Consider the following 16777-nt stretch of genomic DNA (forward strand, 5'->3'; position numbering starts at 1 on the left):
CGCTGAACCCAGCTGACCGTGAAGGTGGCGTTCACAGGCCGTTCGGTTTTCCGCGCCCGCGATGAGCGGCCTCGATCAAGTTGGGTGGGGCCGGAGCCGAGTCAGCGGGCGGAAGCGGCCGGCTTAGGGAAAGTAGTGGGGCGGCGGCACCGAAAGGCTCCGGTCAACATCATCACGCCCACGGGGTGCAGTAGATTCCTGTAGCTCGGGCAGAACGCGGGGTCGTCCGCGCTCGCGCTCGAGGACAGCGACACCCGCATGGGCCGACTCGGCCGCGCCGAACTGGGTCTCGGCGAGATCTACACCCTCGACGCGTCGCTCGCGCGCTTCGAGGCGGTGACCGCCGACCAGATCTGCGAGGCCGCAGACCGTCGTCGCGGTCGGCGACGTCGAGAAGAGCGCGCTCCGGGCGAGTTGACGATGTGCGGTGTGAGCCCGGCCGGGGAGCTGCGTCACCCCGCAACGCTCCCCGGCCACCTGATCGCCAAGACATGCTTTCCCAAGCTGCTATCCGAGCGGCGATGCGCCAAGGTAGCCGATACGGCGCGATACTATGAGGGATCGCCGGGGATCGGCACGCTCGCAAGCGGCTGCAGGGGAAGCGCGGCCCGGTCGACGACCTCTCCGGCCTTCACCACGGTGGTGACGTCGAGCAGCGCAGTGATGTCGTCCAGCGGGTCGGATCCCAGCACCAGTACGTCTCCGAACTTGCCGACCTCGAGCGTGCCGATATCGGCGCTCTTGCCGTATGCCTCTGCCGGGATTCGGGTGGAGGACTCGATCACCTGGAGGTGGGACATGCCCTTCTCGATGAGTGCCTGGCCCCACGCGACGTGGTCGGTTCCCAGCGTCCAGGGACGGTTGAGGTCTCCGTGCCCGTGCTGATCGGTCAGCACGTCGTGGGAGGTGCATCCGGCGTCGGTGCCGAGCATGATCGAGGCTCCGGCCGCGATAAGACGCTGCTCATTCTCGATATGCACGCCGCCGCCGTACAGGGTAAAGGGGTGCTGGATTTGCTCGAGAAGCGACTGATAGGCGGCGTTCACGGACTGCACTCCGCAGTAGATACCCTTCTCGAGGATCTTGTCGATCGTGGCCTGGGGAATCGCCACCTGCCCGGTCAAAGTGGAGTGAATGATCACGTCGAAGCCGAGCTCGACTGAGATCTCTAGCGCCTCAACCGACTGGATGTGGGCCAGCGTCGGTACGCCGGCGGCGCGTCCCTCCTCGAGCATGACCTTGAGTGCCCGCTCCGAGAACGTCAGGTAGCCGCGGGTGGCTCCAAGCGTTGGAAGGAGGTGGTCGCTCACCGCGATCTTCAGCATGTCGACACCGCGAGCAAGGTAGTTGCGAATGATGGGTCGGATGTCTTCCGCTGCAAGCATGCTCAGGTCTTCCGCCCCGACTCCGGTAGAGAACAGCTCGTCCAAGCGGTTCGCGAATGTCGTGCTGATCACCTGTCGTGCGCGCAAGTTGAAGTCGGCGCTGAAGGGGCCTCCCATGCCCACGATGTTGCCGGCCGCGAAGATTCGGGCTCCCGGCACTTCGCCCGACGCGATGCGATCCCGGGAGGCGAGCACGGGTCCGGTCGCGTTCCAAGTGTCGAACACGGTGGTCTGTCCCGCTGCGAGCGCGATCTGCGCCGCCTCCTCGATCACGCTGGTGAGGTTGCCCTCATAACGCGCAAGATACTCGACCCCGCCGACGCCCATCATCATGATGCCGTCGAGCAGGTGAATGTTGCCATTCACAATGCCGGGGAGCACCCACTGCCCTTCGGCGTCGATCACCTGAACGCCGGCGGGAATCTCCGCGGCGTCGACCGATGTGATGCGCCCGTTCTCGATCAGTATCGTGCCGTTGAGCCGCGGGCCCGACCCCGTGCCATCGATCAGGGTTCCGTTGGTAATAGCTATGGTTGCTGTCATCGCCGCCTCCTCGCGGATTCTCCCGGGCGCGTTACCCGCGGTGCATCCGAGAGTAGGAGGCTGGTCATACTGCGGCCTAGATTCGGGATGACCCATTCAGGGGCTCGCGATGGACACTTTGCACAACGCGGTGGCTCATGTCTCGCCGTGCGCCGACCTGTCTCGCCGTCCGTCTCCTCCCGGGCGATCAGGGTGAAGATCTCAGCCGTCGAGGTATTGCTTCAGTCGTAGTGCGACGTGTACCTCGAAGGGGCGGTGTGCGAGGTGGTCGGCCAGCAAAGCGCGGGCGCGGTCCAGCCGGTGGTAAATGGTGTTCCGGTGCACGTCGAGATTGCGCGATGCGTCCGCAATGCTCCCGTTGACTGCCAGATACGCGAGGAGGGTCTGCCGCAGCTCCTCGTGTTCCGGCCTCGCGAGGGCCTTGAGGTGGAAGTCGACGAACCGCGTGGCGAGGCGGCGATCGCTCAGCAGCAGGGCCGGAAGCGCAACATCGTCGAAGGATGCGACCGCGCGTCGCATATCGTGTTGCCCGGCGAAGCGTCGCACCACCTCGGCGTCGCGGAACACCTCGCGAAACCCCTCTCGGCCGGCTTCGCCTTCGCTGAGTGCGGCGGCGAGTTCGGACTCCTGCGCGAGGCACAATTCGATTTCGTCCTTCAGGGTTGTCGCCGTCCGTGGATCGGGCGCGGCGGCCCATATCGTCAGCCGTTCCTTGTCCGGCCGGAACGTGAGCGAGTGATATCCGTGAGTGATCGAGGTGATCATTGCTGAGATGCGATCGTACTCCTCTTGAGTGAGGTCCCCGCCCTTCAGCTTCCACACGGCGACGAGGAGGTGCCACGCCTGCAGTGGGTATGCACCGATCCTCTCGGCAGTCGAGTCGCCGTCGAGCACCGCGAGGATCTCGCGCTCTATCTCAACCGCACGAGTGCCGATCTCGCGCGTCCGTTGCTTGTACGAGTGGATGGATGCTTCCACCTGTTCCAGGTAGGCGGCCATCAGTTGATACGCCGCCGTGGATCGCTCGACCTGCTGGTCCTGTGCCAGGCAGGTTTGCAGGATGAGGGGTTGAATGTGCTGACCCCAGAGGATCGATTGGCCCACGTAATACACCAGGGTGATGGCGCGATCCGGTAGGTGGGCTTCGGCGATGGCGTTGACCACCCGGAGCGCTGCAAGCGGCGTGCCCACTGCATGCCCGATTTCGAATGTGTCGGCGATGCCGAGCAGATTCGCTCGGAGGCTCTCAAATCCGAGTTCGCCCATTGCTGTGGGGATCAGTCTTCGGTCATCGAGCGCGATGCTGACGCTCGCGGCAATCTCGTCCGCTTCGCGCCGGATCGCGGCGGCGACCTCCGCGAGCCAGTACACGCTGCCCCCAGCTGCAGTCGATTCCAGATCAGGGATCGAGACCATTGGGCAGCTCCTCATTCATCCTTGCCGAAGCATCCGCGGCAAGATGCACTGCAGTTCATCCGCTCTTGGTCGCAGGTGTCTTTCAGGTAGGTTATCCGATCGGCTGCTCGAAGCATTTGCTCCGGGTACGCTGGAGAGATGAGTGTGACAGATACAGTGGTGGGAGCGAGGGGGGGGGCTCGGCTCGGCTCGCTCGTCTGCGAGGTTGTCGAGGCCCATCACGCGGCCAAGCTGGGGGCCCAGCTCTCGAGCTCCTCCGATCCCGAAGCAGGCGCGGAGGATGCGATCCTGGTCGACGTCAGCCATCCCGAGGCGTCGCAGGCCATCGTGGAGCGCGCGGTCCGACGAGGCCAGCGCGTGGTGGTGTGCACGAGCGGCTGGTCGGCCGAGCGGATCGAGCGCCTGCGCGGTCTCGACGAGGTGACCCCCGGAGCGGCCGTGCTCATCGTGCCCAACTTCTCGCTCGGTTCGGTGCTCGGCACCGTGCTGGCGCAGATCGCGGCCCCCTGCTTCGACAGCGTCGAGATCGTCGAGGCCCATCACGCGGCCAAGGTCGATTCGCCGAGTGGAACCGCGGTGCGCACCGCCGAGCTGATCGCGGCGGCCCGCGAGGCCGAGGGCCGGCCGTCCATCGATGCGCCGTTCGTCGAGCAGAGCGCTCGCGGGCAGCTCGTCGCGGGAGTCCCGGTGCACAGCCTGCGGCTGCAGGGCGTCATCGCCCGGCAGGAGGTCCGCTTCGGCGGCGCCGGCGAGGTGCTCACGGTCACGCACGACACGCATTCCCAGGATTCCTACCGGGCCGGCATCCGGGCGGCGCTCGAGGCGATCGCCGCCGACGGCCTCGAGGGGGTCATGGTCGGGCTCGACCGCATCCTGGGCATCCGGTGATGGGGTCGGCGCGGACGCGGACCCTCGTCGGCGTGGTCGTCATGGCCGCGCTGCTGATCCTCTATTTCGTCTTCGCGGGCGTGGATGCGCCTCGGCATCATCTACAATGTCTGCGGCGACCACACACGGGCTCGGGCTGCAATTCAATCAGCAACTTCGCTTGAACGCAACGAATTTCGTCGTGATTCTCCTAAATATTAGGTTATTTGTCCACTATTTGGCCCACTAGATTCCTAACGGCACCCTGATCGGGCAGTTCACGAGCACCGTTGCGACAGGGGTTCGGGCCCGGTTTCGGCTCCGGCCGGAGGTCACCAGAAACGAGAGAAGCCCTGACAAGAAATGGCTTCTCATCAGGGCTTTTTCGTCGGGATGACAGGATTTGAACCTGCGACCCCCTGACCCCCAGGCAAGAAGCTGACCCATTTACCCCATTTGACCGGGGTCTTTCCCGTTCTCACGTTGCAGAGCGTGTCATAGATTTCATGCTTTGCAGGAAGTTGACCACTAGATTGGCCCACTAACTTCGCGACCCAAGGGACTGCAATAACGAGGTTTCTGGTGAGTTTATGGCAGCTAACTGGAGTTGCCTTCAGTCTCCTCTGCCTACCCGCGCAGGCAGACGATCGAGCACCCGGGCCCCGTTCGACCTGCGCCTCGGGGCCGCATGCGTTGCACAACGCGTCAAAGATTCCACCTGCTGTAGGGTGTTGGCAACTAGATCGACCCAATTGATTCAGGTGCCTCAGACCAGCTGCGAATCGATCGGCTCGGCGCCTGAGTCTTCTGGAGATGCCACATCGTCCGGCAGCATTTCGGCGTACTCGGCGCGGATGAAGTCGAGGCCTTCTGCCAGCGAGGGGTCGAACTCAAGCGATTCGGTCACGAAGTCGAGGCGTCGTTTGTTCTCATCGATGAGATCTCGCCAGCGACGAACGTAGGCCCGCACCGTCGGTCGCCCGGGTTTCGTGTCCGGCTCGAATACGAGCCCTCGCTCTCGATCGTCACTCTTGAAAGAGTTCTCGATCACTTCGTCATAGTCCGTGACGACGAGGACAAAGTCCCAGCTTGCCCGCTCGCTCGCAAATGCTGGAGCCGTGACCACGACGTTCACGTAGTCCTCGATCTGGTCGCGCTCTGTTCGTCCAGCCACGATGTCGGGCGCTTTGAGTTCGACGACGAGGTGCCGCACACGGTCATGCTGTTGGGACTTCGCGGCTACGTGCAGATCCACGCGTCCGCTCTTCCCGTCCCAGCGTTTAACTGGTTCGACCTTACTTGCGGGAAGCCCTTCGAGCTTGAGATGGGTTCGTAGCATCTGGGTGAGTCCACGTTCGCTGTTCATGAAGTGGTACTCCTCGCCGAAGATCCATAACTCGTGTTCGAGCATCTTGTGAAGGTGGTCTCGTTCTCCCACCTTCTGGGAGTCTTCGGGGTCAAACAGCAGATGCTCCAGTCCCGCGAGGAACTTGCTTCGGCTGGTTACGAGGTTGGCACTCCGGATCACACCCGCGAGCGTCGTTTCGCTGAGAAGCTTCGTGAGCGCATGGCGATCTTGTTCGCTGAGGGCAACGAACTCGCTAACCAGCACGGCCAGGTTCTCCGGGTCGGTCTTCAGCGCATCGCGCAGAAGGTTGAGTGTGAGTTGCGCCCCATCCTTGCGCTTCGGGATCTGTGGCACGAGAGCGCTCGAGACAATGTCGAAGACTGCGCGCTCCGCTTTCTCCGCCTCGGTACTAGGAGCTTTCTCGTATGGGTACACACCCTTCGATTTCCAGTCCTCGATCTGGTCACGTCGACGCGCGCGACGACGAGACGCGAAGTGGTCTTTCACCGCCGAGCGCGTAGCGCGCCAGACGGCTCCCGCTGGGTCCGGGGCCATGTCGGTGAGTCCGAGCACAGCGAGCGAATCAGGGTCGAACCCAGGCCAGGTGACGTAGGCGGAAAACGCAGCCTGTGGCTCAAGCTCAGCACCGGAAGTCTCTACGACGAAACGTTCGGAGTCTTCTCCGAAGTACACAGCACGATGTTTCCCAGTTCTCCACTCGATGATCCGGATCAACACAGTCGTGTCGGGGATCGTGTCTAGGGGCACCACCAGTGTCGTGTCGTCAAGGATCTCATCAGCCGGATTCAGCTTGACGCCATCGAATACGATCGTGACCGCATCATCGTTAAGAAGAATCGGCGCGAAGTGCGAGGTGAGAGTGGATACCGTGGCATCGCTCATCAGCGAGTTCAAGCTTCGATCCTGCTCGTTGACTGCAGTAACGAGTGTTCCAGTCTTCGTTGCGTTAGACGGAGAAGCCTCCCAACTGAACGGTTCGGAACGTTCTTTCGCGCCCTCGATGACAACATGCTCACGCTCGCCAGCAGCGTTGACGCTCTCGCTAGCCCAGGTCACACGTGAACCCAGCGCAAAGGCTCGCAGGCGGCCCTCGCCAAGCTTGCCGTGCAGCCCACGCTTGTCATTCTTCGTCTTGGTGGCTAGCGCCTTCCACGAGCCACCAATCCGACCAAATGTTGAGGCGACTTCGTCCGAGGTAATCCCATGCCCGTCGTCCTCAACGGAAACGCTCTCGACTGCGTCCATCGCGGAGCATTCGAGAACCACACGGACGTTATCTGCTTCAGCATCGAGCGCATTCCAGATCAGCTCGACAACGGCGCGCACCGGGTCACGCTCTCGCGCGAGACGCGTTACCAGATCGACTCCGGCAGAAAGTGGAAGGTCCCTCACGAGACTCACTGTAGTAGTCATATCAGTTTCACCCGCTCGCCTCGTCAGTGAATCTCAATGCAACGCCCCGACCGTGGTGCGCAACTCCGCCACACACAGATGGTGCTCTCCACCACTGACATTCCTGTCCCAAGGCAGCCGGAATCGGAATCAGACCCCATCTGGCCGGAGCTTTCTCTGCTCAAACGTTCCTGTCTGCGCCTCGCATCGCTGCTCTGACGTTGGCCGCTCTTGTGGTCTATTTTGTTCTCGGGAGCGCCGACCTTTCACTCCCATTGTGGTGAGCGCAAGGATGGTGACCTCACCTCTGGGAAGCTCGGCTCGTTTCCTGCACTGTCATCGCGGTCGATTTGCATGCACTCGCTGTCCTCGCAGAAGGGGGCTGCCGGTAAGTTGGAACCGTGGTGATTCGTTGGAATGAGATCAACCCGAGCAAGGGTGCCAAACTTACGCGACCTCGCGAGATCTACGCCTCTCTTCAGGGGCGCAAATGGCCTCGCCTTCGACCAGAGCAGAATGAAGTTCTCGAGAAATGGTACGAACGGCGCCACCATTCTGATCTTGTCCTAAAGCAGAACACTGGCGGCGGGAAGACGCTCACTGGGCTTCTGATCGCCCAATCCAGCCTGCATGAAGGTGTTGGTCCCGCAGTATTCCTGGTTCCTGACAGCTTCCTCATCCGACAGGTCGTGAGCGAGGCAAACGAGGCACAGATCCCGGTCACGACCGATATGGATGACGAGTCGTTCCGGTCCTCGCAGTCAATACTCGTAACCACCTTCCATAAGCTCCTCAACGGTCGAAGCGCGTTCGGGGTTCGTGGGGTCAAGCTTGTCATCCCCTTGGGCATTGTCGTCATTGATGACGCTCATGCGGCCCTGGCCGCCACAACTGACTTGTTCACCGCATTCATCCCACGATCAAGCGGAGCATTCGATCAGTTGCTCAAGTTATTCGCAGCAGACCTGCGTGAGCAAAGCCCAAAGTCGTTCGCCGAAATCGAGGCGAATGACTTTGGTGCCCCGATGCGAGTCCCACCGAAGGCCGTGGCCGATCGCGCCGACGAAATGATGAGGATCGTTCAACCGATTGCCAACGACTCCGAAATCCCCTCGCTATTCTTCTCGTGGCCATACGTGGCCGATCTTCTCAAGCTCGCAATCGTCACTGTGGCCAACAAAGGCATCGAGATCAAGACCCCATGCCCTGATGTGTCGATAATCCCAGCCTTCAGCCAGGCGCAGCGCCGCGTATATCTGACCGCGACCCTCGCAGACGAGGGGGTGCTCGTCACTGAACTCGATGCCAATCCGAAGACAGTCCGCGAGCCAATCACACCGAATCAAGCCTCCGACCTCGGCGACAGGCTGATTCTTGCGCCGTTGTCGATCAATCCTCGTTTGTCGGTTGATGCCATACGTGACCTTGCAAGGAACTTCGCCGATGGTGATCGCGATGGAGATGGCGTTGCGGAATGCGAAGCCGTGAATGTCGTCGTACTTGTACCGAGCGACTACGCGGCGAAGCAGTGGTCCGGTATCGCCGACCTAATCCTCCATGTGAAAAACATGCGGCCTTACATCGAAAGAATGAAGAGTGGTGAGCAGCTGGGTGTTGTCGTGCTGGTCAACAAGTATGACGGCGTCGATCTCCCTGGGGATGCCTGCCGGCTCTTGATCATCGATGGCGTCCCCACGCCATTGTCTCCCCACGAGCAGAGGGCTGCAGCGGCCTTGACTGGCTCCATGTCGTTCAAATCTCGGGAGGTGCAGCGGGTCGAACAAGGCATGGGCAGAGGAATCCGTGATGTCGAGGACTACTGCGCAGTATTGGTCTTGACCCGTGAAGTCGCTCTCACGCTGCGCGACACCAGTCTGCGCCAGTTCTACTCTCCGGCGACACGCGCTCAGATTGAACTCAGCCTCCAGATTGCTGACCAGATTCAGGGTGAGGGAATCACGGTGATGACCGATCTGCTGAACATGTTCCTTGGACGTGATCCGCAATGGGTCGCTAAGAGCCTCGAAGCGACTGCGGATGTGACCTACGAACCTGGCGGCAAGGTGACTGAACTCGCAATCGGGCGCCGTACAGCCTTCAACCTGGCGATTTCAGGAGATACCGCGGCAGGAGTCAAGATGCTCCGAGACGCAATCGATTCTGTCGATGATGATTTCGAGAAGGGGTGGTATCTGGAAGAGCTCGCTGGCTATCAACATTTCGTCAACCCCACGGAGTCACAACGTACGCTCTCAGCAGCAAAGAAGCTCAACTGGGGTGTGCTCAAGCCTGCTGTCCCTCCCAAGTATAAGCAGCTGACGCCCCCTGTGGTCCAGGGTAGATCCGCCACTTCACATCTGAGCAGGTACACCGATGCACGACAAATGGAGCTGTCGGTATCTGCGATCTTCGACAACATCATCTGGGGTGTCGAACAAGCAGCAGATCGCGCCGAGGAACAGTTCAGGCTCTTGGGTCTCCACCTGGGGTTCGGATCAAGCCGGCCTGAGAAGGAAATGAATGATGGAGGACCGGACAATCTTTGGGCCCTAACCCCTGGTCACTACGCGGTAATCGAACTTAAGACCGGCACCAGTCGTCCCGATCCGAAAATCATCAAGGACGACGCCGAACAGATCACGCACTCCTCTATGACCTGGTTCCAAGACCGTTACATGGATGAGAACAAAGCGACTCCCGTACTGGTGCATCCATCAATGGAGCTTGATCCCCAAGCCCACGTTCCCTCGGGGACGCGCGTCATCACAGAGAGTCATCTCTCCTCTCTACGCAACGACGTGGAGGCCTTCATACGGGAGCTCAGCGATACTGCTTCGTGGAGAGACGAGGACGCGGTGACCTCGGCACTCTCCCGCCATCGCCTCACTGCGGAACAGGTGATTGCGAGCCATAGCAAGTTGATCCGCAAGTAGCCCTTACGGATTTCAACCAGAGCCTCTCGCGGGCACTGACCCCTCTAGCAGCGGTGTGGTTCATCAGCTGATCTGGACCGCTCGCTCTACGTTTCTAGCAACGAACTCTCTGGCTTGAACCTGCTGATCCGCGTCTAGTGCGTCCCAGACGCGGTCATTCTTCTTACCGACGTATTCAGCGATCTCGCGAACCCGCGCAAGTAGTTCGTCGACGTCGAATCCGATTCTCTGAGCCAGTATTCTCCAGTGGGCTGGGGTCACCTCCTGAGACCGGCGCGCACCTCCAATCTTCATCGCGAGTTCTTGCTCGACCTCCGGGTAGAGGAATAGTGGCACGACATCGTAGATCGGGGCAAACGAGATGGCGTCGGGCCGCAGGAGCAATGAGTAGTTCTTGGCATGCGCATCGGCATTGCCGACGAGCACATTGAGGATCAGCTGACTCAGAAACACACGTTGGAGCTTTCCCGAAGGATCGATCGGCTTTAGGAGAGAGATAACCTTGCCCGCCGACACGTCATATTTCTTCTCCGGCGGCAGACCGAGACTCTGCGCAATGTCCTCCGCATGCAGTCGTCGCGCAAGCTGATCTGGCTCCTCTGTACGGTCGAATCGGGTCACGACATAGGCGGTCTGGTCCCCAAAGCTCATAACCTCGGATTCTGGCGCGAGGATGTCGGCATAGTAGGCGAGATCGATCGCAGCTACTTCGGCCGCCTCGATGCCGCGGTACTTCGGGTTGCCGGGCTTCACGATATGAGTGGATGGCACTGTCTCATTCGACCAGTACCAATCGCCATCCACCCAGGCAAGCGCGAACTTGCCCTGGGCACCGGCAAGCGAAAAGCGAGCCGCTACATCTCTCGGCGTTGTGTCCGAAGAGTCACGTTTGATTGCCGAGATTCGGTCCGCGATGTCGCGTTTGAGCGCCGGGCTCAACTCGGATAGGCGATCCTGCAGTGATTCTCCTTCTGGCAGAAGTACCAATCCTCCGGCAAGATCACCACCGGCTGCATTCAGGAGGTCAAACGCTCCGGCGCTCTTCGCTCCATATGCATTCGCCATTCGTGCTCTGGTCTGCTCATGCTCGGGCAACAGATTCTCGAGAAAGTTCCTCGCCGCTTTCCGCACTGCCGGCCGATCCCGCGGCAAGGAGAGAGAAATCGGAGTTGGAGGTGCGTCCTCGTCGTAGACGAAGGTCACGTCTCCCTCGTCGAACACGAACTGCCCGACATGGCGTCCTTCTAGCCATACCTCAATGCGTTCGCTCATTTCAGCGCCATGCTGGGAAGCGCCGTCGGTTTGACCTCGAGGGTGCGCAAAACTCGTCGCACTTGCCCAGGAGAAGCCAGTGGCCGGCCCGACTCAATGTCACGCACCAGACCCTCAGATACTCCTGCTGCTGCCGCTAGCCTCCGTCGACTCTCGCCGCGAATGGCGCGCTCGGACGACACAATCTGCGCCAACTCTTGGCTGCTGCGCAGGTACTCGGCAGGCCTGCCTAGTGCGCGTTTCAGATAGGAATCATCGTTGCGCTCGGCATGTGCCACGAGACTGTCCAGGAACACGTCGCGAGGCGCGTTTGAAGGTTGCCAGTCGGTCAACAGCCTCGAAGGGTGGTCAGAAGTACGCAGTTGTTTGATGCGGGCCGCTGTCCGTGCTCGTTCCTGACCAGAGAGCCCTTCGAGACTGCGCTGTTTCAACGCCTTCGCGAGGTGCTGCCAGGAACGCGCAGAGAGCGCTCGGCGCCCCTTCGGAGAGGCGAGACCTTCGATCACCCATGCCGAGCCTTCTCTGCGCGCGGGGATACGCCCTTCGGCGGCCATCGCGCGCACCCTGCGTGGCGAAACGCCCATCTGGGTGGCAGCTTCCGTGACCTTCATGACACAACTATACCGCAGGGCATACGATGACCATAGTCCTTACCAACTGGAGTCCTTCGGAGCAGTCGCCAGAGCCGCGCCTTCACCTGTGAACGCGATGGGAGTTGAGCCTCGTGGAAGCTGGTGCTGGACGGCCACCGTGTGGCTCGCGGGGCCGTCACCGCCCGAATCGGTTCTCGAGCATCGATGCGGTGGCTGGATCGACAAGATCATCGCGGACTATGTAGTGCTGCTCGGTGATCCTCGAATCTGTGTGCCCGAGTAGACCGGCAGCGAGGTCGATTCCGCCTGCTTCATAGATCGCTGTCGCGCCTGTCCGGCGAAAACGGTGCGGTGTGACCTTCTTGAGTCCGGCCTTGTCCATGATCGTGCGGAGCTGTCTGCGGACGTTGTTCGTGGTGAGCGGGCCGCCCTTGCGGTTGCAGAAGAGCAGTGCGTTGGGGTCGATGGAGAGCCGATTCCGCAGTCGTTCTCGGATGGCTCGCACCGCAAACAGTGGGAGGACGATGGTGCGGACCGAGCGTGAGGTCTTGGGGTGGTTCTGTCGGTGCGTGGGTTCGCCTTTTCTGCTGATGATGGTGCCGCAGATGTGCAGGGTGGGCTGTGCGCCGCGAAGATCGATGTCTCGGATTCGGATGGCGAGCACTTCCCCGATGCGCACGGAGGTTCCGAGGAGCACTTCGACGATCTGGCCGAGCTGCCCGTCTGGTCTCGGGCCGCTCGCCATGGGTCGTTCTTCCCATTCGCGGATGGCGTCTCGGATCTGCCAGATTTCGGAGTCCTCGAAGACGTCGGGGCATCTGGCGGGGCGTTGCAGCCGAGAGATGTGATCCATCGGATTGCGCGGGATGATCTCGTGGCGGACGGCGAGTCCTAGTGCGAGGCGGAGTACGACTCGGGCTTGCCGGGCGCGACTGTAGCTCTGCCTGGCGAGCTGCTTGATGAAGTAGTCGCAGCGGGCGACCCCGATCTCTCTGAGCGTGAGCTCGGCGAACGCGGACGCGACGAGGGTTCGCATGTTTCGTTCGTAGAGAAGCCGGGTCGTGCGAGAGAGCCGGTCTTCGATCTCCATGTCTTCGAGCCAGTAGTGGACGAGCGCGGAGAAGCTGCTGTCGGCGGTGATTCCGATGAACGTGGGTTGGAAGAGGGATCGTTCGGAGAGCTTTCGTTTGAGCGCGAGTTCGGCTGCGGCGGAGGTCGGCCCGGTGCATTGAACCGCTCGGAGCTTACCGTCCCAGTCGCGGTACCGAGTTCGCGCTTGGCAGGTCCCTGGGCCGAGCCGTCTGTGGCTGATCTTTCCGAAGGTGCCGATCGGTGTCCTGGGTCTAGCCATGTCGGGACCCCGTCCGTGCGGAGAGTCTTGCGGTGTGCCGCCAAGGCGGGGTGTTCGGATGCTGTGCGTGGCGTGTAGGCATCAGATCAGTTTGGCGTGTGATCCGACGCTCTGTTCGCACGGAGCAGCGGCTCCGTGCCGAGCCGGGTGTCGGGGGTTGCTGGAAGAATGGAGACACCTTCAATCACGAGGAGCGGGAATGGGCGTCAGCGTTACCACACGGAAGACTCTGTGGGGTCGCGCTCACAATGAGTGTGCATTCCCCACCTGCTTGCAGGAACTCACGTTTGATAGCGAGACATCCGATACGGCCGCCGCGGGAGTGAGGATCATTGGCGAGGAAGCGCATATCCGCGCACAGCGGGCAGGCGGCCCTCGCTACGATGCCGGCTATGCCGATGTTGACGGGTACGACAACCTGATGCTGATGTGTCCGACGCATCATGCAATGATCGACGCAAACAATGGCGCCGATTACTCGGTCAAGTCGCTTGAGAAGATGAAGGCCGAACATGAGCGTAAGCAGAAGCGACGGGGTGAGCTGCAGGGGGCGCTGCGCGCGTATCTCGGCGACCGATTTGCTGCGGAGAACACGGTGCAGTTCCAGCAGGCTGAGCTGCGGGGGCCTTCAGTGGAGGCGATGTTCGTAGATGTCCCCGTCGGAGGGCGGCGAGATGGCTCGGCGCTTGCGGATCTCCTTGCACATATTTCCGCAGAGGCGCCCGGTGATACGGAGGAACTTGAACGATCTTCGGGTCTTCTGATCACCGGTGCGACGCAGGCGCTTCTTCATCCGAATTGGACGGGCAACGCGATTCTGGTGGGTGGACCTGGTCAGGGCAAGTCCACCGTATTGCAGTATGTGTGTCAGTTCCATCGTGCTCGTCGACTCGGTGAAGAAGGGTACAGTGCTGGGCAGTCTGAGCTGACTCGTGCGGAATCGCCGGCGCGCTTCCCTATCCGGATTGATCTTCGTCGGTATGCGCAGTGGGCCGAGCAGCCTCGGTTGAAATCGGGGAAACGTCAGAAGAAGCAGCGACAGTCGCCTCAGGAAGAGGACCGCTGGTCGAGTCTTGAGGAGTACGTGGTCGACCACATTCGTCGCAACATCGGCATGCACAAGTTCGCTCCGGAGGACCTTGCGCTGCTCCTCGCGACCGAGCCGGTGCTCTTCGCTCTGGATGGCCTGGACGAGGTTGCGAACCTCGCGACACGATCCCGCGTGGTCGAGGAGATCAGTCGCATGCGCGGACGCCTGAGAGCAGATGCTGCTGATCTGGTGATCTTGGTAGCGACTCGCCCGGGTGCTGCTCTCCGCCCGCTGACTGCTTCGGGAGCGTTCCCGGTTCTCCATTTGCAGCGTCTGACACAAGGACTCCGGCTGCAGTATCTGAGGCAGTGGGTGGAGGTACTGCAGCTCTCCGAAGAGTCCGCCGAGAAGCTGCAGTCCACATTCATGGATAGTCAGCATGTGCCGCATGTGAGCGAACTCGCCTCGTATCCGATGCAGCTGGCGATCCTTCTGCATTTGCTTCATCGTCGCCAGTTGTTGCCGCAGCAGCGCACGGAGCTCTATGCGGAGTATCTCAAGACGTTCCTGGATCGTGAGCAGACCGAGGACAAGGAGCCCCTGCTCAAAGACCAGCGGCGCGTGGTCGAGGATACGCACGCCTATTTGGGATGGTATCTCCAGACCAAGGCGGAAGAAGAGGGAAGCGCGGGGTCGATCACTCGAGATGAGCTTCGTGCCCTTCTGCGGGCCTATCTTGCCGGGCAGCCGGAAGAACAGCAGCTGGCGGACGACCTATACTCTGCGATTACCGACCGGGTGCTGTGTCTGGTTGAGCGCGAGGATGCATTCGAGTTCGAGGTGCAGTCTCTGCGCGAGTATTTCGCGGCGTTGCATCTCTATGAGAACCTGACGCCGAAGGGCATCGGTAACTCTCGTGATGACGGGCTGAACGCGCTACTGGAGCGCCCCTACTGGGCGAACACGTGCCGATTCTTCATCGGGATGCTCGCCAAGGGGGAACTTCGCGCCCTGATCGGGAACTTCTTCACGGTCGAGAAGAAGGTCACGCCCCGGCCCCTGGTGCGATCGATGGCAGTTACGCTGCTGAACGATCGCGTCTACGACGGTCTGACTAGCGACGAGATCCAGGGTGTCGTCGACTTCGTTCTCTCTGGCCCTGGGCTGCTTCTTGCTGAGGACGGCGTGCTGGACGCCGCGGGCAACCCTCTCCGATTCGGGGAACGTGCAGGCCGCGCCCAGGCGATTGCCCATCTCAAGACGCGCCTTGAGCAGGACCCCGATGCTGAGGCACGTCAGGCCGCAGCGACAAGCCTTCTCGCCCACTCTCTGCCTACCGACGATCTCGCCGCCTGGTGGTGGGAGCAGTTCACTCCGACCCCCCTTTGGGTGGAGACTGCCGCGCGTCTCAGAGTGTTTGCTCCGCTCAGTGTGCAGCAAGAGGCTCGGTTGCATACGGTGCTCTCGTCGTACAACGAGCCAGGCCAGTGGCGTGCAGATCTGCTGCGGCAGGGCGGGTATTCAGGGCACAGCACAGACGCGGTCCAGTTGGTGTGGGAAGACCTCAACGCCGGATGCGACACCGACCCAGACGGCCCGAGTCGCGATCTGAATGCTCTCATCGCGTGCGCGAGTTCAATCCTGGCCGGGAGCCAGACTGTTCCCTTGATTGCTTCCGAGGAGAACTCGCAGGCGCAGTCCCCGCTTGCGGTTCGCGTATGCGAAGCCGCCCGTTCCCTGCGACCGGTGTCGACGGCCTCCGCTGCGGTGGAGTGGGATCAGTACTTGTCCGTCGTCGCGGAGGCTTGGGGTCCGGGATGGGTGCTTGGTCGGGCCGTTGCTCGGGTTCCAGAAACGATCGATGTCTCGCTCATGTCAGCTCGGGCCGGATCTCCTGCGCTCACGGCCGCGGCCAGGATCGAGGCTGACTATCGTGGGCATCGATCAGACCCTGATTGGTGGCGAGATCGACTCTCGTCGGTTGGGGACGGGTATGACCTCATGCTGGCGGTGATCGCGCTTGTGGAGCAGGCGCGGACCGCGACGATTGTTGCGGTGGCGGCCGAGCTTGACGCGGCCGTGCGGAGGCTCGATCTCAAGCAGTTCCGTGCTGTGGAGCGCGCTCTTCAGCAGGATGCCGCTTCATATCGGGTGCAGCCCCTCGACCTGCACGAGCCGTTGCGTCTGCACCGTGTGAGCCTCTCGGGTCGGGTGCTCTGGCTGATCTGGCAGCTTGCGACAGAGTCCACTCGCGAGAGAATCCCAACCTACCTCGAGAAGGAGTTGGCCGACGTGTTCCTTGCGGGGCCGACAGATGGACGTCCAGTGGTGGCGGCGGCCCGGACATCTCGGAAGGTGAAGCTCGACTGCTTCCGGCATGCGCGGCCTTCGCTTCCGGGCGGTGGGTGGGCCGATCCCACGCAGTTGGCGACGATAACGATCGGGCTTGCGAAGGAAGTCCTTGAGACGCCGGGGGCTTGGCCCATGGAGTTGGTGCAGATCGCGATCGATCGCCTGAACGCGCAAGCTGCTTCGCGCGTGACACCGCTGTCCGATGTCGCGTCGGCAAATCACTGGTTTGGCAGCCCATGATCCGTTCCCCGGGGAACTCGGGGTGCAGCCGTTC

General features: G+C 61.5%; 9 protein-coding genes. 3 read left to right on the forward strand and 6 right to left on the reverse strand.

Annotation, left to right across the window (positions count from 1 at the left end; translation table 11 throughout):
• Window positions 1-551: 551 nt before the first annotated feature.
• Together D1J51_RS16685 and D1J51_RS16690 are read right to left on the reverse strand one after the other, a co-directional pair.
• Window positions 552-2024, reverse strand: coding sequence for an amidohydrolase family protein (locus D1J51_RS16685; RefSeq protein ID WP_081611576.1), 1473 nt, complete (start codon window positions 2022-2024; stop codon window positions 552-554).
• Window positions 2025-2129: 105 nt separating this feature from the next.
• A complete protein-coding gene (locus D1J51_RS16690; RefSeq protein WP_017882805.1) occupies window positions 2130-3344 on the reverse strand; it encodes a PucR family transcriptional regulator in 1215 nt (404 codons plus the stop codon).
• 138 nt (window positions 3345-3482) lie between these two features.
• Here D1J51_RS16690 and dapB point away from each other — a divergent pair, with 138 nt between their 5' ends.
• On the forward strand, window positions 3483-4232 hold the full coding sequence (dapB, locus tag D1J51_RS16695) for a 4-hydroxy-tetrahydrodipicolinate reductase (RefSeq protein ID WP_031289562.1): 750 nt from the start codon (window positions 3483-3485) through the stop codon (window positions 4230-4232).
• 745 nt (window positions 4233-4977) lie between these two features.
• Here dapB and D1J51_RS16700 read toward each other — a convergent pair.
• Window positions 4978-6972, reverse strand: coding sequence for an ATP-binding protein (locus tag D1J51_RS16700; protein WP_031289561.1), 1995 nt, complete (start codon window positions 6970-6972; stop codon window positions 4978-4980).
• Between the two features lie 401 nt (window positions 6973-7373).
• Between D1J51_RS16700 and D1J51_RS16705 the strand changes: the two genes are divergently transcribed.
• Window positions 7374-9905, forward strand: coding sequence for a DEAD/DEAH box helicase family protein (locus D1J51_RS16705; RefSeq protein ID WP_051066121.1), 2532 nt, complete (start codon window positions 7374-7376; stop codon window positions 9903-9905).
• Between the two features lie 63 nt (window positions 9906-9968).
• On the opposite strand, the gene D1J51_RS16710 is transcribed toward D1J51_RS16705, so the two are convergent.
• The 3 genes from D1J51_RS16710 to D1J51_RS16720 form a co-directional block, all read right to left on the reverse strand.
• Window positions 9969-11177 carry a HipA domain-containing protein gene (locus D1J51_RS16710; RefSeq protein ID WP_081611573.1) on the reverse strand — a complete coding sequence of 403 codons (1209 nt, stop codon included), beginning with the start codon at window positions 11175-11177 and terminating at the stop codon, window positions 9969-9971.
• A complete protein-coding gene (locus D1J51_RS18090; protein ID WP_162903906.1) occupies window positions 11174-11788 on the reverse strand; it encodes a helix-turn-helix domain-containing protein in 615 nt (204 codons plus the stop codon). Before D1J51_RS18090 ends, D1J51_RS16710 begins: the two co-directional genes overlap by 4 nt.
• Window positions 11789-11945: 157 nt before the next feature.
• Window positions 11946-12860: a tyrosine-type recombinase/integrase gene (locus tag D1J51_RS16720; RefSeq protein ID WP_017882800.1), complete on the reverse strand. Its 915-nt coding sequence runs from the start codon at window positions 12858-12860 to the stop codon at window positions 11946-11948.
• Window positions 12861-13392: 532 nt separating this feature from the next.
• Here D1J51_RS16720 and D1J51_RS16725 point away from each other — a divergent pair.
• Window positions 13393-16743 carry an NACHT domain-containing protein gene (locus D1J51_RS16725; RefSeq protein WP_240423409.1) on the forward strand — a complete coding sequence of 1117 codons (3351 nt, stop codon included), beginning with the start codon at window positions 13393-13395 and terminating at the stop codon, window positions 16741-16743.
• The last annotated feature ends 34 nt before the right edge of the window (window positions 16744-16777 follow it).

It is taken from the genome of Leucobacter sp. wl10, assembly GCF_003569785.1.
Taxonomy (GTDB): Bacteria; Actinomycetota; Actinomycetes; order Actinomycetales; family Microbacteriaceae; genus Leucobacter.

Bases quoted from the DNA above. Each gene is read 5' to 3' on its own strand.
- D1J51_RS16685 (WP_081611576.1), bottom strand. From the start codon at position 2,024: ATGGGTCATCCCGAATCTAGGCCGCAGTATGACCAGCCTCCTACTCTC.
- D1J51_RS16690 (WP_017882805.1), bottom strand. From the start codon at position 3,344: ATGGTCTCGATCCCTGATCTGGAATCGACTGCAGCTGGGGGCAGCGTG.
- dapB (WP_031289562.1), top strand. From the start codon at position 3,483: ATGAGTGTGACAGATACAGTGGTGGGAGCGAGGGGGGGGGCTCGGCTC.
- D1J51_RS16710 (WP_081611573.1), bottom strand. From the start codon at position 11,177: ATGAGCGAACGCATTGAGGTATGGCTAGAAGGACGCCATGTCGGGCAG.
- D1J51_RS18090 (WP_162903906.1), bottom strand. From the start codon at position 11,788: ATGAAGGTCACGGAAGCTGCCACCCAGATGGGCGTTTCGCCACGCAGG.
- D1J51_RS16720 (WP_017882800.1), bottom strand. From the start codon at position 12,860: ATGGAGATCGAAGACCGGCTCTCTCGCACGACCCGGCTTCTCTACGAA.